Origin of the sequence: Xanthomonas sp. NCPPB 3583, from assembly GCF_041475715.2 — a bacterium.
GTDB classification, from domain to species: Bacteria; Pseudomonadota; Gammaproteobacteria; order Xanthomonadales; family Xanthomonadaceae; genus Xanthomonas; species Xanthomonas euvesicatoria.
In genome coordinates this window covers 3,586,744-3,605,255 of sequence record NZ_CM191263.1, presented here as the reverse complement: position 1 = coordinate 3,605,255, position 18,512 = coordinate 3,586,744, and the positions used below count along the sequence as shown (strand labels likewise).

At 65.9% G+C, this 18,512-nt stretch carries 12 protein-coding genes; 6 read left to right on the top strand and 6 right to left on the bottom strand.

The window, feature by feature from the left end; translation table 11 throughout:
* Positions 1-152: 152 nt before the first annotated feature.
* Positions 153-578 carry a VOC family protein gene (locus ACCQ07_RS15645; RefSeq protein ID WP_008571081.1) on the bottom strand — a complete coding sequence of 142 codons (426 nt, stop codon included), beginning with the start codon at positions 576-578 and terminating at the stop codon, positions 153-155.
* 434 nt (positions 579-1,012) lie between these two features.
* The gene (locus tag ACCQ07_RS15640; RefSeq protein ID WP_209261313.1) at positions 1,013-3,385 is read right to left on the bottom strand and encodes a TonB-dependent receptor plug domain-containing protein; all 2,373 of its coding nucleotides are present in this window, start codon (positions 3,383-3,385) and stop codon (positions 1,013-1,015) included.
* Between the two features lie 180 nt (positions 3,386-3,565).
* On the opposite strand from ACCQ07_RS15640, the gene ACCQ07_RS15635 reads away from it, so the two are divergent.
* Positions 3,566-5,482 (top strand): ABC-F family ATP-binding cassette domain-containing protein, encoded by a 1,917-nt coding sequence (locus tag ACCQ07_RS15635; protein ID WP_372363441.1) that lies wholly within the window; start codon positions 3,566-3,568, stop codon positions 5,480-5,482.
* 192 nt (positions 5,483-5,674) lie between these two features.
* Positions 5,675-6,175, top strand: coding sequence for a YcxB family protein (locus tag ACCQ07_RS15630; protein WP_372363440.1), 501 nt, complete (start codon positions 5,675-5,677; stop codon positions 6,173-6,175).
* Positions 6,176-6,190: 15 nt separating this feature from the next.
* On the opposite strand, the gene ampR is transcribed toward ACCQ07_RS15630, so the two are convergent.
* On the bottom strand, positions 6,191-7,066 hold the full coding sequence (gene ampR / locus ACCQ07_RS15625; protein WP_008578086.1) for a LysR family transcriptional regulator AmpR: 876 nt from the start codon (positions 7,064-7,066) through the stop codon (positions 6,191-6,193).
* A gap of 100 nt (positions 7,067-7,166) precedes the next feature.
* Between ampR and bla the strand changes: the two genes are divergently transcribed.
* From bla to ACCQ07_RS15610, 3 genes are all read left to right on the top strand, one after another.
* Complete coding sequence (gene bla / locus ACCQ07_RS15620) at positions 7,167-8,060, top strand: class A beta-lactamase (protein ID WP_372363439.1); 894 nt, start codon at positions 7,167-7,169, stop codon at positions 8,058-8,060.
* 113 nt (positions 8,061-8,173) lie between these two features.
* A complete protein-coding gene (locus tag ACCQ07_RS15615) occupies positions 8,174-9,160 on the top strand; it encodes an alpha/beta hydrolase (protein ID WP_371892674.1) in 987 nt (328 codons plus the stop codon).
* A 153-nt stretch (positions 9,161-9,313) separates the two neighbouring features.
* Positions 9,314-10,870, top strand: a complete 1,557-nt coding sequence (locus tag ACCQ07_RS15610) for an ArnT family glycosyltransferase (RefSeq protein ID WP_372363438.1) — start codon at positions 9,314-9,316, stop codon at positions 10,868-10,870.
* Positions 10,871-11,113: 243 nt separating this feature from the next.
* Here ACCQ07_RS15610 and ACCQ07_RS15605 read toward each other — a convergent pair whose 3' ends face one another.
* From ACCQ07_RS15605 to ACCQ07_RS15595, 3 genes are all read right to left on the bottom strand, one after another.
* Positions 11,114-13,267, bottom strand: coding sequence for a phosphocholine-specific phospholipase C (locus ACCQ07_RS15605; RefSeq protein ID WP_372363437.1), 2,154 nt, complete (start codon positions 13,265-13,267; stop codon positions 11,114-11,116).
* Between the two features lie 74 nt (positions 13,268-13,341).
* Complete coding sequence (locus tag ACCQ07_RS15600) at positions 13,342-15,798, bottom strand: TonB-dependent receptor domain-containing protein (protein ID WP_218555605.1); 2,457 nt, start codon at positions 15,796-15,798, stop codon at positions 13,342-13,344.
* 405 nt (positions 15,799-16,203) lie between these two features.
* Positions 16,204-17,442 (bottom strand): MFS transporter, encoded by a 1,239-nt coding sequence (locus ACCQ07_RS15595; protein ID WP_122272449.1) that lies wholly within the window; start codon positions 17,440-17,442, stop codon positions 16,204-16,206.
* A 478-nt stretch (positions 17,443-17,920) separates the two neighbouring features.
* Between ACCQ07_RS15595 and ACCQ07_RS15590 the strand changes: the two genes are divergently transcribed.
* Entirely contained in the window at positions 17,921-18,214 is a 294-nt protein-coding gene (locus ACCQ07_RS15590) for an FmdB family zinc ribbon protein (RefSeq protein WP_008578079.1), read from the top strand.
* The last annotated feature ends 298 nt before the right edge of the window (positions 18,215-18,512 follow it).

Genomic DNA, 18,512 nt, shown 5'->3' with positions numbered 1-18,512 from the left:
GGTTACGTTGCGCAAGCAACTGTCATCTCTGACGTGCTACTGGCAACGTTGTCATCGTGCACCAAAGTGATGCGACGCCTGCACCAGACCTGCTGGGGCAGGCGCTCGCTTGCACCATAGTGGACGGCAATACCAGTTATGAAACTTGTGCATCAGAATGTGATCTGCACCGCATCAGCACTGCGTTGCGCAACACCATGGAAGACCGCTTCGATGTTGTTGCCGTCCGGATCGAGCACGAACGCGGCGTAGTACTGCGGGTGATAGGGGCGCAGGCCGGGCGCACCATTGTCGCGACCACCGTGGGCGAGCGCCGCTTGATGGAAGGCATGCACCATTGCCACATCGCGTGCCTGAAATGCCAGGTGGTGGCGGCCGGTGAGCACGCCCTGTGCCACCGTGTCGCGGTCGGAAACGAATAATTCGTCGGCCCAGAAGAACCCATCGCCTTCGCCGCCGACCGGAATCCCAAGAACGTCCAGCACAGCCTGGTAGAAGCGCCGGCTGGCCGGCAGGTCCTGCACCACCAGGTGCAGATGGTCGATCAAGCGTCCGCGCGACAGCTGCGATGTTTCCATGGAGCGTGCTCCGGCAATGACGGGAGCACCGTTGATACCACCGCAGCTGCCGGCAGGTCTTCACCTCGCAGCGATACGGTGCGCATAGTGGCGACCAACGCGTCGCGCGTATTCCGTCAGGTGCGCGCCGACGGCGACACCAACCGCAGTGCATACAGAGTCGATGCCGCGGCCGCGTCCGCCTGGTGCCGGCAGCGAGTTTGTGTGCCGTTCCAAAAAGACCTTAGGCAGATGCGCACACGCCCCGGGCTGGCCGGGGCGCGTGGTCGACCCTGGATGTCGAAGGATGCAATGGCGACACGCCATGCATGCAGCGAAGTTGCATTTGCTGATCACAGCAAATGCGGCGGATGTCTCGCGCTGATCGCGAGATGGCCGATCGCATCGCCCGCCTCACGATCACAAAGACAACCTCGGCTGCTCAAGCGCAGCGCTTACCAGCGGTAGTTGATGCGCCCATACACGTACGCACCATTGAAGCCGAACGGCGACAGATTGCTGTACGGGAATTGTCCGCTGGTGGAATTGGCGAAGTTGTTTTCGTCCGGGTATTGATCCAGCACATTGTCTGCGCCCAGCGTCAGCGTCCAGCGATCGATCTTGTAGCTGGCCGATGCATCCACCACCCACTTGGCGCCGAAGGTCTGGTCGTTGCTCGCGTCCGCTGGGCGGGTGCTGTACTTGCCATAGCGCGTGGCCCCCAGGGCCAGCGTCCAGTGTTCGGAGTTCCAGCTGCCGTTGATCAGGAACTTGTCGCGCGGGAAGCCTGCTTCGATGCGGCCACGCTCGGTGCGGTCGATGCGCTCCAGGCTCAGCCCGTTGGCCGACAACGCGGCCGGGTTGGCGGCCACGCTGCGCACTTCGGTTTCCGAATAGTTATAGCCGGCAGTCAGGTCCACGCTGCTGGCGGCCAGCTGCCAGCGGTAGCTGCCCACCACGTCCACGCCGCGCGTACGCGTATCCACCGCATTGGTGAAGTAACGCCCGCCATTGATGCCGAAGATGCCCTGCGACTCCAACAGACTGCGCACGCCCGCGCCGGTCAGGTTGGACGACAGCACGATACGGTCGTCCACATCGATCTGGTACGCATCCACGGTGAGGTAGAGCGCATCAGTGGGCTGCAGCACAAGGCCCAGGCTGTAGGACAGCGAGGTTTCCGCATCCAGCGGCTCGGCGCCGAGCGCGCGCGCCACGGTGCTGTCGGCGGGGAAGGTGCGAATCTCGAACGGGTTCGGGTTGCCGGCCAGGAAGGTGGTGCTGGTGGACTGGAAATACTGCTGCGCCAGCGACGGCGCGCGGAAGCCCGAGGACACCGTGCCGCGCAATGCGATCCTGTCGGTGAACGCATAGCGCGCGGAGAACTTGCCCGAGGCCTGGCTGCCGAAATCGCTGTAGTCCTCGTAGCGGCCGGCCAGGCCGGCAGAGAACTTGTCGGTGAAGTCGGCTTCGATGTCGGCGTACAACGCGTAGCTGTCGCGCGAGTAGCGGCCCGACACGCTAGGAGCGAAGCCGCCGAATCCCTGCGCGCCACCGGCCAGCGTGCCTGCCTGGAAATACGAGCCCACTTCGCCCGGCGACTGGTTCCACTTTTCGTTGCGGTATTCGGCGCCGAAGGCCACCGTTACCGGATACGCCAGGCCCCAATCGAAGCCGCGCTTGACGTCCAGGTTGACGATGTTCTGCGTAGTTTCCAGCGCGCCGTCGTAGAACGCCGTGGGCGAGGTCGGCCCCAGGCTGACATTGAGCGTATTGCGGGTGTGGAAATCGATGCGGTTGTAGCCGTAGTTGTAGCTGGCGTCCCAGTCCCAACCGCTGGCAGTGGAGCCGCGCACGCCGGCCACCAGCGAGCGGTCCTTGGCGTAAGTCTGGATTTCCGGCAGGAAGCCCTGCGGATACACCGACAGGATGTTCTGGCTGCTGCCCGGCGCGCGGAAGAACGCGAACGAGGTGATGTCGCGGTTACTGGCGGTGGCGAACGCATAGCCGGTGATGCTGTCGCTGAAGGCGAATTCGGTATTGGCCGAGACCGCCTGCGCATTGACCTCCGGGTCGCCGATCTTGAACGCCTTCTGGCCGACTGCCGGCTGCGAGACGCTGGGCGCGCCGGCGTAGGCGCGTGCACGGTCGGTCGGGTCCTGCTGGTTGAGCTGGGCGGCCACGTGCAGCCAGCCACGGTCGCCGCCGTAGGCCACGCCGGTGTCGCCGGAGAGCTCGTAGTTGTTGCCGTCGCCAGCCGAATACTGGCCGAAGCCGGCTTGCAGGCTGCCGCCCTTTTCTGCGCCCTTGAGCACGATGTTGACCACGCCGGCAATGGCGTCGGAGCCGTACTGCGCCGAGGCGCCGTCGCGCAGCACTTCCACCCGCGCGATGGCCGCGACCGGGATGGTGTTCAGATCCACCGCCGCCGCGCCACGACCGATGGTGCCGTTGAGGTTGAGCAGCGAGGAGGTGTGGCGACGCTTGCCATTGACCAGCACCAGCACTTGGTCGGGCGACAGGCCGCGCAGCTGCGCGGGACGGATCGCGCTGGTGCCGTCGCTCAGGGCAGGGCGCGGGAAGTTCAGCGATGGCAGGGCGCGCGCCAGTGCGGTGGCCAGTTCCGGGGTGCCGGTGGCTTGCAGCGATTCGGCGCTGATGATGTCGATCGGCGACTGCGACTCGGCCACGGTGCGGTCCGACACGCGGGTACCGGTGACGATGACCGTATCCAGGGTGTTGGCCGGGGCGGCGGTCTGGGCCAGGGCGGGGGAAGCAAGCAGTGCAGCGACCACGGCGGTCGCAAGCGCGGAAAGGGGGGCGTTCATGACAACTCCGAAAACGTGGGTCCAGGCAGGACCAGGCAAGGCTAGGCAGGCGGCGGTCGCGGGAGGGCGAACAAGACGGCGGCCACGCTGAAGGCGCTAATTATTCGTTAACGCTAGAATGGCGTCGCAGGAATGCTGCTCATCTGCTCATTCCTTTTCGTTCTATCGGACTGTCCATCAATGATTTCCCTGCGTAACTTCTCCATGCGACGCGGCGAGCGTCTGCTGCTCTCCAACGTCGACCTGACCATGCACGCCGGCTACCGCGTCGGTGTGGTGGGCCGTAACGGCACCGGCAAGTCCAGCCTGTTCGCTGCGGTGAAGGGCGAGCTGGAGGCCGACAAGGGCGATGTCGATCTGCCCGGCAAGGTGCGCACGGCCAGCGTGTCGCAGGAAACTCCCTCGCTGCCCGACCCGGCGCTGTCGTTCGTACTGGGCGGGGACATCGAGGTGTCTGCGGTACTGCAGGAAGAAGCCGCAGCTACCGCGCGCGAGGACTGGGAGGCAGTGGCCAATGCACACCAGAAGATGGCCGAGATCGGCGCCTACGACGCCGAAGCGCGCGCCGGCAAGTTGCTGCACGGCCTGGGCTTCCCGGCCGACACGCACCATCGCGCGGTGTCGTCGTTCTCCGGCGGCTGGCGGGTGCGGCTGAATCTGGCGCGCGCGCTGATGATGCCCAGCGACCTGCTGCTGCTCGACGAGCCGACCAACCACCTGGACATGGATGCGGTGCTGTGGCTGGAGCAGTGGTTGCTCAAGTACCCGGGCACGCTGCTGCTGATTTCGCACGACCGCGAATTTCTCGACAACGTGGCCACCCACACCCTGCACCTGCATGGCGGCACCGCCAAGCTGTATGTCGGCGGCTACACCGATTTCGAACGCCAGCGCATCGAGCATTTGCGCCAGCAGCAGATCGCGCACGAGAAGGAACAGGCCGAGCGCGCGCATCTGCAGAGCTTCATCGACCGCTTCAAGGCGCAGGCCAGCAAGGCGACCCAGGCGCAGAGCCGCATGAAGCGGCTGGCCAAGATGGCCGGCACCGAGGCGGTGCGCGCCGAGCGCGAGTTCCGCATCCAGTTCGCGCAGCCCAGCCGGCTGCCGTTCTCGCTGATCCGGTTGAATCATGCGGCTTGCGGCTATGCCGCTGTGCCGCGGGAATCGGGAATGGGGAATGGGGAATCGCAAAAGCGTGGTTCCAGCGATGCCATTACCGTGCTGCATGATGTTGGATTCGGGCTAGAGGCGGGTGACCGGATTGGTTTGCTTGGGCCCAATGGCGCGGGTAAGTCCACCCTGGTCAAGACCTTGGTGGGCGAACTGGCACCGCTGGCAGGCGAGCGCAGCGCACATCCGGATTTGCGCATCGGCTACTTCGCCCAGCACACGGTGGAGTCGCTGCACGAAGGCCAATCGCCGATGGACCATTTCCGTGAGTTGTCGCCGGATGGTTCCAACCAGGCGTTCCGCGACTTTTTGGGGAAATGGAATTTTGCCGGTGACCGCGCCTTCGAAGTGGTGGATGGTTTCTCCGGCGGCGAGCGCGCGCGCCTGGCGCTGGCGTTGATCGCCTGGCAGCAGCCGAACGTGCTGCTGCTGGACGAACCGACCAACCACTTGGACCTGGAAATGCGCGAAGCGCTGGCCGAGGCGCTGAGCGATTTCGAAGGCGCCATCGTGATGGTCTCGCACGATCGCCATCTGATCGGCCTGGTCTGCGACAGTTTCTGGCGCGTGGCCGATGGCGTGGTCGAGCCGTTCGCCGGTGACCTGGACGAATACGCCGCCTGGTTGCGGAGCCGCCCGGCCGCGCAGGGGACCAAGCAGAAGATGGCCGAGGCGGCGCCGACCCCGCCACCGCCGACCAAGCCGCTGCCGCCGAAAAAAGCCGTCAACCCGCACAAGCTGGCCAGTGCCGAAAAGCGCGTCGGCGAGCTGGAAGCGGCGCTCGCTGCGCTGGATCGCGAGCTGGCCAATCCCGGCAACTACGCCGACAGCGAAAAGATGGCGGTGCTCGGACGCGACCGCGAAGCAACCGCGCAGCAGCTGGCTGAAGCCGAGACCGCATGGATGGAGTTGATCGACGGTGCGTAAGCGTCACTGACAAAAACGCCTGCGCAACCGTACGATGGCGTGTCAGATGGTCGTTGCGAGATGTACCAGGCGTACATCGCGGTTGCCGCGCCTGGTCTACACCTAGCGGCTGCCTGCGCGCTGCGTCGTGTTGGCCACGATGAAAGCGCGTGGGTTACGCTGCGCGTTGAGCCACACACGGATGTCGCGCGCATGATCAGCGTCACCATCAGTCTGGAAGACCATCTGGCCGCGCAGCGCTTGCATGCGCGTCACGATGCGAAACGCCTGCTCGTGTTTCTGGCAGTCCTGCTGTTGATCGGAGCGGGGCTGCTGCACCTGAGCGGCGCGAGCGAGATTATCGGCCCGGTGCTGATCGGCGGCGGTGGCGGTGGGTTGCTCGGCCTGGTGGCGTTGCACGTGTGGGGCCTGCCGCGGCGGATCAAACGCCTGCATGCGCAGCAGGCCTCGCTGCGGCATACCTACACCTATGCGTGGGACGAAAACGGTCTGGAAGTCACCTGGGCGGACGGGCATTTCCGCCGGCCCTGGTCCGATTACATGCGCATCCGCGAAAACGACCGGGTGCTGTTGCTGTACCACAACGACCGGCTGTTCGAGCTGTTCTGCCCGCACTGGTTCGCCGACAGGGCGCAGTTCGAGGCGTTTCGCCAGTTGGCCTTGCGGGTGGGAAAGACATCCAAGGCGCTCTGAGAGTGGCAGCGCTGCTCAGCTGCTGACGTGCTGTTGGGCCAGTAGCCAATCGCGCAACCGGCGCCCGGCATCGCTTTGCGGCCGCGACCGTAGCCGCGTCAGCCAGTAGCGCCCGGCGTCGATGGTGATCGGGAACGGGCAGACCAGGCGCCCGGCATCCAGGTCCTGGCGAAACATCGGCAACGGCAACAACGCCACGCCGGCGCCGGCTGCCGCTGCGCTGGCCAGGGTAAGCGACGAATCGAACATGCTGCCGCGCGCAGGCACCTCCGTCGCACGCGCCGCGCGGAACCACTGCGGCCACTCATCCAGGCGATACGAGCGCAATAGCGGCACACGCGCCAGATCCTCCGGCACGCGCAAGCCGCGCGCCATTGCCGGCGCGCACACCGGCGCGAAGGGCGCTTCCATCACGGCTTCGGCAACCTGGCCCTGCCAATCGCCATCGCCGAAGCGGATGGCCAGATCCAGGCCCTCTCCGGCCAGGTCGACGCGGTTGTTGTGGGTGGACAGGCGCAGTTCGATATCCGCGTGCGTTGCATGAAATGCAGCCAGCCGTGGCAACAGCCAGCCGGTGGCGAAGGTGCCGACCACGCCCACGCTGAGCACCTCGCGGTAACGGCCATCGGCAAAGCGTTCCAAGGTGGCGGCGATGCGGTCGAAGGCCTCGCCGAGCACCGGCGCCAGCGCGGCGCCTTCGTCGGTCAGCGCTACACCGCGCGGCAGGCGGTGAAACAGGCTGGTGCCCAACTGCTGCTCCAGCGCCTTGATCTGGTGACTCAGCGCGGCCTGGCTGACGCATAGCTCATTGGCCGCGCGGGTCAGATTCTGATGGCGCGCGGCGGCTTCGAACGCGCGCAGGGCATTGAGCGGCAGGCGGGGGCGGGGCATGGGTAGAGATTAGTTCAATTCATGCCTGAGATCGAAACATCGCGATGGTCGGCTGCATCCTGCGCATCGATACTGCGGGCTCTCTCAAGGAGGCAACCGCATGTTGAATCGGCGACAGTTCCTGCACGCAACCGGCGCTGGCGTGCTGCTTGCAGCGTCCAGACCCGCATGGGCACTCACCCCCGCGGTAAACGTGGACGACATGCTGCAGGCACAGTGGGCGCAGATCGAACGTGGCACCGGAGGCCGGCTGGGCATCTGCCTGCTCGACAGCGCCACCGGCAAGCGCCTCGGGCAGCGCGAGGACGAGCGCTTTCCAATGTGCAGCACCTTCAAATTTGTATTGGCTGCCGCGGTGCTGCGGCGGGTGGACCAGGGCAAGCTGACGCTGGCGCAGCAGGTCAGGATCCGTGCCTCCGACATGCTGGAGCATGCCCCGGTGACCGAACGCCATGTCGGCGGTTCGCTCAGTGTTGGCGAGCTCTGCCGGGCCACGATGATTTATAGCGACAACCCGGCCGCCAATCTGCTGTTCCCGCTGGTCGGCGAACCGGCCGGGGTGACTGCGTTCCTGCGCGGTATCGGCGATGCCCAGACCCGCACCGACCGCTACGAGCCGCAGATGAACCGGTTCGCCGACGGCGACCCCCGCGACACCACCACGCCTGCGGCAATGGCCGCCACGCTGCGCACGCTGCTGCTTGGCGACGCGCTGCAGCCAGCCTCGCGCAAGCAGCTGACCGACTGGATGATCGACAATCGCACCGGCGACGATTGCCTGCGTGCGGGGCTCACGGCCAGCTGGAAGATCGGCGACAAGACCGGCAGCAACGGCACCGACACGCGCAACGACATCGCCATCCTCTGGCCACCGAAGGGAAGCGCGCCCCTGTTGCTGACCACGTACTTGAACGGTGCCAAGGTCGACGACGCGGCACGCGATGCGGCGTTGAAGGCGGTGGCGGTCGCGGTGCGCGAGAGCATCGCGGCGTGAGTGCAAGGCTCCGGTGTCTCACGCGCGTCATTCGCGCATGAGTTCACGACGTGCTTTCTGTTTCTTCAACCCTTCAAGGTCCAATCGTGCAAATCAGGTCGTGTCATGGGTGGATGGCAGTTGCGCTGCTGCTTGTGCATGGGCTCGCACCGGCGCGCGCCTGGCAGCCAGCGCCTGGTCAGGTCGAAATACCGCTTTGGCCGCGCGCGGTGCCTGATGCGGTGCGCCACCCGAAGCCCGAATCGGTGGGCACCGGCGAGGGGCGTTACCCATGGACCAAGCTCAGCGATGTCAGCCGCCCGACGATGACGGTATACAAGCCCAAGGCTCACAACACCGGCGCGGCGGTGCTGGTGTTTCCCGGCGGTGGTTATCAAGTCCTGGCCATGGATCTGGAAGGGACCGAAATCTGCGACTGGCTGACCGCGCGCGGTATCACCTGTGTGCTGTTGAAATACCGTGTACCGAACTCGGGGCCGACCTGGGTCAACGACCGCCGCTATTATCCGAAGGTGCAAACAGCCCTGCAGGATGCCCAACGAGCGTTGGGGATGGTGCGCGCGCGGGCGGACCAGTTGGCCGTGGATCAGCACAAGATCGGTGTGCTCGGCTTTTCTGCCGGTGGTCACCTGGTGGCCGCGATCAGTACCCATTTTGCAGCGCGCACGTATCTGCCGGTGGATGCCGCCGATCGCGTGAGCTGTCGCCCGGATTTCGCCATTGCCGTGTATCCGGGCCATTTGTGGGCGCACGAAGACGAGGATGACGACACCCGCGATCCCACCCACCTGGACCTGCGTCCGGACATTCGCGTCGTCGCCGATACCCCGCCGACCTTCCTGTTGCAGGCGCAGGACGATCACGTGGACGGCGTTTCGCAGGTGCTGGCCTACTACGTCGCGCTCAACCATGCCGACGTGCCGGTGGAAATGCATGTGTACGCCCAGGGTGGCCATGCCTTCGGTCTGCGCGCCAAAGGGCTGCCGATCGCGCAGTGGCCGCAGTTGGTGGAAACCTGGTTGCACACGATCGGCGTGCTGCATCGAGCGGTCCGCGCTGCTGAAGGGGCGGCAGCTCGATCATTGCGTGCGCCACGGTGATCGCAGGTGTGATGGCATTGCTGGACCGGCAGCTGCGGCCAGTTCCTGGTAGCTGCCGGTGCCAGCGACGGCTTGCGCTCGCTGCCCGCAGAACCGACACTGCGCGCCCGGCCGCCTTGTGCCTGATGGCCGGCGCCTACAGGAGCGCGACGCGTGACCCAGCAACTGACTCCCGACCGTGGCCTGCTGCCGGCCCGGATCCTGCTGTGCTATTCGGCCATCGCGCTGTTGATCATGCTGGTCTTCAGCTGGTCGATGCCGCCCATCGATGCGTCCGGTTTCAGGCAGACGCAGACCGTCCTCTCGATCGACTGGATGCTGCGTGGTGGCCCTTTCCTGTCGTATCTCACGCCGGTGCTCGGCGCGCCGTGGTCGATCCCGTTCGAGCTGCCGCTGTTCCAGTGGCTGGCCGCGTTGCTGTCCAAAATCACCGGCATGAGCGCCGACAATAGCGGGCGTTTGTTGTCCACCCTGTTTCACGTGGGCTGCATCTGGATGAGCTATCGCATTGCCCTGGTACTGCGCCCCGACCGCGTGCTGGCACTGTGCATCGCTGGTGCGTTCGCGGTGTCGCCGCTGGCCCAGTTGTGGGGGCGCTCGGTGATGATGGAATCCACCGCGGTGTTCTTCGGCCTGGTGTTCGTCTGGGCGATGGCACGGCTATACGTGCAGCCGCGGGCCTGGCATGGCGGGGCCGCCGTTGCCGCCGCAGTACTGGCAGCACTGATCAAGATCACCACCTTCTTCGGTTTTGCTGTCTTCACCGTCCTGGCCCTGGCCTGGGTGGCGCTGCATGAGCATGGCTGGCGTCCACAGTGGCTGGTCGGTCACTGGAAGCTGTTGGGCTGGGGCGCTGTGGCGGCTGTGGCAGCGCTGGTGGCGCTGCTGCTCTGGCTGCACCACGCCGATGCCTTGAAGGCACACTCTGTTTTGGGTCAGCAAGTTACGTCCGATAGCCTGTCGGGCTTCAATTACGGCACCTTGCAGCAGCGCCTGGATCCGGCCATTTGGTGGGGGACCATCTTCAAGAAGCGCTTCGCCGGACCGGTCGGTTCGAACTGGGTGTTCCTGATCATCCTCATCGCCGGCTTGTCGATCCGCCAGATCCGTGCGGCGGTGATAGTGCTATTGCTCGCCTACCTGGCGCCGATGCTGGCCTTCACCAATCTGCAGGTGGTGCATCCCTATTACCAGTACGCGCAGGTGGTGTTCGCCGCGTCGATCGTCGGCCTGGTGCTTTGGTGGGTGGTGCAGCGTGGCCAGGCGATCGGTAAACCCGGCCGCGGTGTGGCATTGGCGGTGTTCCTGTGCCTGTTGTCACTGGGCTCTGGCTTGGTGAGTTCGCTGAAGAACATGAAGCAAGCGCGTGCGCCGACGCCGATCTCGCAGATCGCCGAACAGATCCGTGCCGCGACCCCCGAGCAGGGCGTGGTGGTGGCTTTCGGCGATGACTGGTCTTCCGAACTACCCTATCGGTCCGGGCGCCGCGCGGTGATGATTGCCGACTGGGCGTCCGATCAGGCGTTGCAGTCGCTGGCCAGCACCGACACTGCGCTGGGTGGCCTGCCGCTGGCGGCGATGGTCGATTGCCCCAACAAGGTGGGCAGCACGCCGCAACGGGCGCAGTGGCACGCGGCGATCGTGCAGCGTTATTCCGCGGGCGCGCAGCCGCAGACGATCGGCGACTGCAGGTACTGGCTGCATTGGTAGTGCACGCCGGCGGCTTGGCCGGCGACGCGGTGTGTGTTGGCAAAGGGCGGTCAGGGGCAGCGCATCGATGGCTGTCCTTGCCGTGCCAGGCATGGTGTGACCGCGGCAGCAGACCCTGTTGCCGCCCGCACGGAACAAGGCCATCGGCGACGCCGATATGCAGGGCGCGACGCCACGATGGCGAGCCGATGACGGCACACCGATCCGCTTCGTGCCGCATCCCCGCTGCCAATCCCGCGCGTTTCAGGCAGGTCCTGGGCCGTCGATGCGGGGAGGATCGTCCTGATACAGCCGTGCCGGCCCCCCGAGCGCTGGGTCGCTGATGCCAGGCTTACCGGTTTCCACGCGCCCGGCCAGGCGCTGGCGCGCTCCGCCCTGGACCAGCCACAGGTCGTACCAGCCGCCGGTCGGTGCAGCGCTCCAGCGCTCATGGTGCTCGCTGCCGGCAGCGATGGTGATGCGCTCGCGCGGTTGCGCTTGCGTGTAGGCACCAGGTTCCAGCGTGACCTGCAGTGGGCGGTCGCCGGGATTGCGTAAGGTCAGGCACAGCACTTGCGCATCGTCGGCGTCCTGCGCGATCTCGGCCAGCAGCGGCGCTGCATCGAGGTCGCCGCGGTAATGGCGATGGAAGCCGTTGGGGCCGAGCAGCCACAGATCGTAGCGGCCGTCGTAGGTGGTCCACGTGCCGTCCACGATGGCGTCGTTTCCCACTGTGTAGCGGCGTGGAATTGCCGCTAGATCGAAGCGGTCGTAGACATGCAGCACCGCCGCCGCGCCCGCATTGGCCATGCGGAGCGTCACTTCGCCGCGCTCGGGCAGGTGGGCCAGCTCCACGCTGGGACGATATGGCAGCCCACGCGAGCGGCGCACGCCGAACGGTTGTTCGGGCGGCTGCAACGTGGCCGGCAACGGCGGCAGTGCGTGTTCGCGCAAGGCGGCCGCGCGCGTAGCGGTTGCACCGACATCCGGCAGCGCGGCGACGAACGCGCGCGTATCGGCCTGGCGGAAATCGAAGGCATTGGTCAAATCGCCGCACACTGCACGCCGCCAGGGCGTGATTTCCGGCGCGGGCACGCCGAAGCGGCGTTCGAGCAGGCGCAGCACCGAGGTGTGGTCGTACACCTGCGAATCCACCCAGCCGCCGCGGCTCCATGGCGAGACCACATACATCGGCACGCGCGGGCCAAGCCCATAGGGCCGCCCGCGTAGCTCGGGAAGATCCACGTTCTGCTCGCCCGGCGCCGGGTGGCGGTGATAGTCGTCGTCGGTGGCCAGCGTCGATGCGCCGGCAAACCCGCCCGTTGCGCGTGCATCCGGCGACGGCGGTGCGGGCGGCGGCAGATGGTCGAAGAAGCCGTCGTTCTCGTCGAACATCACCAGCAAGGCGGTGCGACTCCACACCGCCGGATCGGCAGTGAGCGCATCCAGCACGCGTGCGGTGTAGGCCGCGCCCTGGGCGGGGCTGGACGGATCCGGATGCTCGCTGCCGGCCGCGTCGGCAATGATGTAGCTCACTGCAGGCAGGCGCCCGCCCAGTACGTCCTGGCGCAACTGCGCGAGACCGCGCGTGCTCACGCCACGCGCGCGCAATTGCGGATCATGTCCGGGCGCGGCGCTGTACGCCTGTCGAAATGCCGCAAAGCCGGCCAGCGGGTTGTCGGTGAAGTTGTCTGCCATGTCCTGATAGATCTGCCAGGACACACCGGCGTTCTGCAGGGCTTGCACGTAGGTGCCCCAACGATACGGCTCGGCAAAGCCGCCCAGTTCCGCAAAGTTGTCGTGCGAATTGCCGATCACCGGGCCGCCTGCGCGCGCCTGCGGATCGTTGCCGCCGGTCCACAGGAACACGCGATTGGAATTGGTGCCGGTCTGGATCGCAGCGTGGTACGCATCGCAGATGGTGAAGGCGTCGGCCAGCGCGTACTGAAACGGAATGTCCGCGCGCGTGTAATAGCCCAGTGCATGATTGTGCTTGGCGGCAGCCCAGTGCCCGAGCCGTCCATGGTCCCAGGCCTGTTGTGCATCCGGCCAGCTATGCGGGGTGCCCTTGACACGCATGAAGCCGAACTGCGCGGCCGTGTCCAACGCGAATGGCGTCAACCACTGGCGGCCGTCCTCGCTGGGTTGCAGCCACACCGTGCGCGCCGGTGCGCCCGGCAAGGGGGGCGCAGGGATCGGGAAACGGTCGCCGAAACCCCGCACGCCGGGCAGCGCGCCGAAGTAATGATCGAACGCGCGGTTTTCCTGCATCAGGATCACCACATGCCGAAGGTCCTCCAGCGTGCCGCTGCGCCGGTCCGGCGCGATGGCTGCGGCGCGCGCGATGCTGGGCAGCAACGCGGCCGCGCCGCTGGTGAGGCCGGCTTGCAGCAGGCGGCGTCGGGGCAGATCGATCATGTGGGCTCATCGCATCGGAAGGACTGCCCGCGCCGGTGCCTGGTGCGGGCATCGCATAGCATGGCAGTTCGCCGTTACAGGTCCAGCGTCAGGGTCAGGCCGACGGTGCGCGGGGCGGCAATGAAGGCACTGTCGCTACCGTCCACACCTTCCAGATAGCGCTTGTCGGTGAGGTTGCTGACGTTGAGCGCGAGCTGCAGGCCTTTGAGCTGCGAGGTCAGTTGCGAAAGTTCCACACCCAGATTGGCATCGAAGGTGGTCACGCCATCGAGTGCGGCGCGGTTGGATGCGTCTAGGTAGCGCTTGCCCAGGTAGCGTCCGGACACACCGAAGCGCCATGCCTGGCCGCGCCAGTCGGCCGACACCACCAGCGTATTGCGCGGTTGGCCGATCACCTGCGCACCGGGCGTGATCTCCAAGGCGGTATCGCGCGCGGCATCGCCGCTGCCGAGATAATCGGCCTTGTTGTAGGTGTAGGCGCCATTGATGCGCCAGCCGTTGTCCCAGCCGTAGCCCAGCGCTGCTTCCACGCCGCGCGCATGCACACCGCCGAAGTTTTCGTACACGCCATCGGTTTCGCCCAGGTAGTCGATACCGGTGACGAAGTTGGCCGGCACGTACACGATGCGGTTGTCGAAGCGGATGTCGTACAGCGTGACGCTGCCGGTCAACGGCCAGCGGCTGACACGCAGGCCAAGTTCGATGTTGTCGGCGGTTTCCGGTTTCACCCGGCTCAGCGCCACCGGGTCGGTTTCGCCCAGCACGCCGGACGCAATCGCGGCGAAGTTCTGCGAGTAGCCGGCAAAGGCTTCCAGGCCCTGCACCGGTGTGGTCCAGGTCAGGCCGGCCGATAGCAACGGGTCCGAATGCGAGTCCGATTCCACATGCTGCGCATCGCCGATGCGGCGGTCGCGGGTCTGGTCGACAAAGAACTGCTTGACGCCCACGCGCCATGCGAATGCGCCGTAACGCATCACGTCTTCGACGTAATACATCTGCTCGTCGGTCTGGTAGTTGTCCTTGAACTGCACCCAGTACGCCTGATGATCGAAGCTGATGTTGGTGCCGACGTTGAGCAGGCGGTGCCAGTCGCGGGTGACGCTGCGTTCAACGCGTTCCAGCCAGGCACCGGCACGCACGGTGTTGTCGATGGCGCCGAGATCGGTGCGCCATTCCACATCGGCCATCGCGCCGGCGCGGTGATTGTCGTAGTGGCTATGTCGATACGATTGCACCGGCATCGAACCGGCCGGATAGCAGGCCGGATTGGATTCGGCCGGCACCGCGTCGCTGCCGGCGCAACCGGCCAGCATGGCGGCAGCCGCGCCCCCGGGGGTGAGGTAATACAGTTTGCCCAGATCGCTGCCGCCATACACGGTGTTGCCGCCACGCGCTTCGGATTCGGGTGCGCCGGCGCCATCGTTGCTGACATCCACCAGATACGGCGGAATCCAGTCGCCGCGCCCCTGCATGCGGTGCGCATAGCCGGTCAGCGTGGTCTTGAAACCATTGCCGCCATCGAAGGCGCCACGCAGGTAGCCGAACGTGTTCTTGCGCAAGGCACGCGAGCCGGAGCGGTAGTTCTGGTCCAGGTACGGAATGCCGGTGAGCGTGCCGGTCAACAGGTCGTGCTCCGGGTCGCGCGCGAATTGCTCCGGGGTCACGCTGGTGTATTCGGATTCGTCGGCATCGTCGTAGGAGGCGTATCCGCTGAGCGTCCACTGATTCAGCACGCTGACGAATTTGCCGGCCAGGTGATCGCGGCTGGTGTGCCCGCTGCCGTCGATCCAGTCGTCATTGCGTGCCGACGAGCCACTGACCCAGGCACGCGTATTGCCGCCGATCAGGCCGGTGTCGTAGCGCGCGTAGTACTTGCGCGCCTGGTTATCGCCAATGCCGCCGATCACGCGCACACGCTGCGTTTCCAGCGGTTCGCTGGTGAGGTAATTCAAGGTGCCGCCCAGGGCTTCGTTGGAGCGCGAGGCGATGTCGGCGGTGCCCTGGCTCACTTCCACCGTTTCCAGATCCGGCATGTCGATAAAGCGATTGGCCTTGGAGCCACCGCCGTACGCCGAGCCGCCATTGGGTACGCCGTCGATGGTGGTGCCGATCTGCTGCGTATCGCGATTGCTGACGAAGCCGCGCATGCTGATCTGCGTGCCCCAATCCGAGGAGCCAAAGGCATCGGCTTCGGTCACCACCACGCCGGGCAGTTCGTTGAGCGCATCGTTGACGCTGCCGAGCACGAACTGGCGGTCCAGCATTTCCTTGCTGACGGTGGTCTTGGAATAGGTCATTGCCTGGCCGACCACCTGCACCTGATCCAGCGTCGATACTTGCTCATCGGTGACGGCCGGGTCGGACGTTGCGCCGTCGGGAACCTGCTGTGCATACGCCGGTAGGGTGAGCGAAACCAGCAGTAACGCCAGCGTGGCAGGACGGCGCACGCGCAAGGAGGACATCGAATCCATTGAAATCCACAGCGGGGGAGGGGGTCTGGAAAGACTGCCGCGCTTGCGTTGCGTGATCATGACCGCGCTACAGGCGAGGTCGCGATCACGCGCCGGATGTATGCAACCTCATGGCCAGAGCGAAGACTTGGTTAGCTTGGTTAGCGGCGTTCGGATGCTTCCAGCCGAGCTGACGAGATCTTGGGCCAAGCGGGATGTGGGCTGGTCAACGGGCTGGGTCAAACGCGGAGTCGGTCGATAGCGCGATGCCTCACCGCTTCTGGACACGCCGTGAGCCCATCCCTTGGGGACTCGATGGCGGCATCCATGCCGCCAACGGTCCCGCAATTGGCGAGGCCACCGCACCAGGCAGCGAGCGAAGTTTCGAGATCCAGCACAACCGCGCTGGCCGCAGTCGCAGGTGTGCAGTCCGCTGATCGAATTGTTCGACCATCCTAAAGCCAGCGCGAGAGAGCACGGTCAGCGTTACTTGGTTCGCGGTGGCGTTTCGGTCTGCTGTGTTTCCGGCATCAACTCCAGTGCCGACGGCGTGGTGCGCAGCATCGGGCGGAAGGCGATCGGATGGGGGCGGCGGCGGGTGAAGCGCAGCAGCCGCGACAACGTGAAGCCCGCCAGGGCCAACAACATCACCGCGAAGTACACCGGCAACGCGGCCGGGCCGAACTTCTGCATCGCGCCGCCGGCCAATGCAGGGCCGATCGCTGCACCCACGCCATGCACCAGCAACAAGCTGCTGCTGCCGGAAAGCAGGTCTTCGCGCGGCAGGTAATCGAGCATGTGCGCCACCGCGAACGGGTACAGCGAAAACGCCAATCCGCCATAGACGAAAAACAGAACGAACAGCACGGTGGTCTGTGTCTGCACCATCGGCAACGCGGCAGCGATCGCGATGCCGGCGGCCAGCACGCTCACGGTCACCAGGCCGATGCGGCGGTCATGCCCGTCGCTGATGCGCCCGATCGGCCACTGCAGCACCGCACCGCCCACGATGGCGGTGAGCATGAACATCGCCACGCCGTCGGAATCCAGCCCGATCCGGTTGGCGTATACCGGCAGCAAGCCCCAGAACGCACCCATCGCCAGGCCGGAAAGGCCGGCGCCAATCGTGGCCACCGGCGCCAGGGCATACAGCGTCACCAACCGCAGGCGCGATACATGCGGCACCTCGGGCGGGATCAGCCGCGTGGTCATCACCGGCATCACCGCTGCACAGAACAGGATCGCCGTCAGCGTGAACATCGCCGGTGCGCCTGCATCGCCGATGGTGAGCAGGACCTGGCCCAGTGCCAGCGCCGACAGATTGATCGCCATGTAGACCGAAAACACCCGGCTGCGCCGGCGCGCGTCGGGCTCGGCGTTGAGCCAGCTTTCGATCACGGTGTACAGGCCGACCAACGCCGCGCCGGTCACCAGGCGCAGCACGCCCCAGCCCCAGGCGTTCAACCAGATCGGATGCAGCAACACCGCAATGGCTGCCAGCGCCGCATAAAACGCAAACGCGCGGATATGCCCGATGCGGCGAATCAGCGGCGGTGCGAAGAAGGTGCCCAGAAAGAAGCCGGCGAAGTAGCCGGACATGATCAACCCCAACGCCCGCGCATCGAAGCCGGCCTGATCGCCACGCACGGCGAGCAGCGTGCCGAGCAACCCGCTACCGGTGAGTAGCAGGGCAACGCCCAGCAGTAAGGCAGTCAACCGCAACATGGATGCGGCCCTCGGGGGGGAAAAGGCGCGTCGATCACGTGTTCGAGTGTAACAGCCTGGTCGGTGCGGCTCGATCAGCGCCGTTGGCGCGTGCGCGTTTTTCGGCGATTGTGCGTGAGGATGTGATTGCCGCAGGTGGTGTTTTGCGATTGCTCGTGCGTTGCGTTGCTTGGATACGCAACCCATGCATGTGTCGATCGCATGGCGTGCACGCAGAGGTGTTGTGCGCTGCGCTCGCCCCACGCTGCCGCCAGCCACGCCTGCGCGCAGGGTGGGGCGGCATTGCGTCGGTGCGCGCAGCCCATCGGAGTGTGCGGGGCGTCGAAGCGGCCACTGCACATTGCCGCCGTCGCCTGGCGCCGGCCAAGTAGACGCATCACCGGCTGCCTGCTGCCCGTCGCAGGCGGCGCGCTGCCCTTGCCTGCCCGCATGCGTCTAGAATTTGCGCCCCTTGCAACGTCTTCAGCTGATCCCTGCCATGCCCATCTACGGTTTCCAGTGCACTACCTGCGGCCACGCATTCGACCGCCTGCAGAAAATGGCCGACCCCGATCCGCAAACCTGCCCGGCCTGCGCCGCTGCCACGATCAAGCGCCAGGTCACCGCGCCGTCGTTCCGCCTGTCCGGCAGCGGCTGGTACGAGACCGACTTCAAATCGGCCGGCGAGAAAAAGAAGAACCTCACCGAAAGCAGCAGCGCCGGCGGCGATGCCAAACCGGCGGCAACCGCGGAGAGCAAGCCGGCCGCCAAGCCCGCGTCCGATCCGGCATAAGTGGCCGCGGCGTGCAGGTTGCGCCGCACAGCGCGGTTGCGCGTTGCAACGACTCCACGTCGAGCACCGTGCTGCCGGCTGTGTCGCGGAGGATTGCATGGGTGCTTGCCGCCAACCCGGACGGCTGTGACATCCCACCGCCGTTCGCCGCGGCCAGGACTGCGTTCCCCGGTAGCGCCCGGCATGCGCGGTGGACGATCTCGCTGGCCGGGCCGGTGTCGATACACCCACGTCAGCCGGGCCAAGTGCAGTCCCGGCAAACTGTGGTGAAGCATGGCGGGTAGCCGCGAGGCTGCAA

Bases quoted from the DNA above. Each gene is read 5' to 3' on its own strand.
- ACCQ07_RS15605 (WP_372363437.1), bottom strand. From the start codon at position 13,267: ATGATCGATCTGCCCCGACGCCGCCTGCTGCAAGCCGGCCTCACCAGC.
- ACCQ07_RS15630 (WP_372363440.1), top strand. From the start codon at position 5,675: ATGATCAGCGTCACCATCAGTCTGGAAGACCATCTGGCCGCGCAGCGC.
- ACCQ07_RS15595 (WP_122272449.1), bottom strand. From the start codon at position 17,442: ATGTTGCGGTTGACTGCCTTACTGCTGGGCGTTGCCCTGCTACTCACC.
- ACCQ07_RS15600 (WP_218555605.1), bottom strand. From the start codon at position 15,798: ATGATCACGCAACGCAAGCGCGGCAGTCTTTCCAGACCCCCTCCCCCG.
- ACCQ07_RS15615 (WP_371892674.1), top strand. From the start codon at position 8,174: ATGGCAGTTGCGCTGCTGCTTGTGCATGGGCTCGCACCGGCGCGCGCC.
- ACCQ07_RS15645 (WP_008571081.1), bottom strand. From the start codon at position 578: ATGGAAACATCGCAGCTGTCGCGCGGACGCTTGATCGACCATCTGCAC.
- ACCQ07_RS15635 (WP_372363441.1), top strand. From the start codon at position 3,566: ATGATTTCCCTGCGTAACTTCTCCATGCGACGCGGCGAGCGTCTGCTG.
- ACCQ07_RS15590 (WP_008578079.1), top strand. From the start codon at position 17,921: ATGCCCATCTACGGTTTCCAGTGCACTACCTGCGGCCACGCATTCGAC.
- ACCQ07_RS15640 (WP_209261313.1), bottom strand. From the start codon at position 3,385: ATGAACGCCCCCCTTTCCGCGCTTGCGACCGCCGTGGTCGCTGCACTG.
- bla (WP_372363439.1), top strand. From the start codon at position 7,167: ATGTTGAATCGGCGACAGTTCCTGCACGCAACCGGCGCTGGCGTGCTG.
- ampR (WP_008578086.1), bottom strand. From the start codon at position 7,066: ATGCCCCGCCCCCGCCTGCCGCTCAATGCCCTGCGCGCGTTCGAAGCC.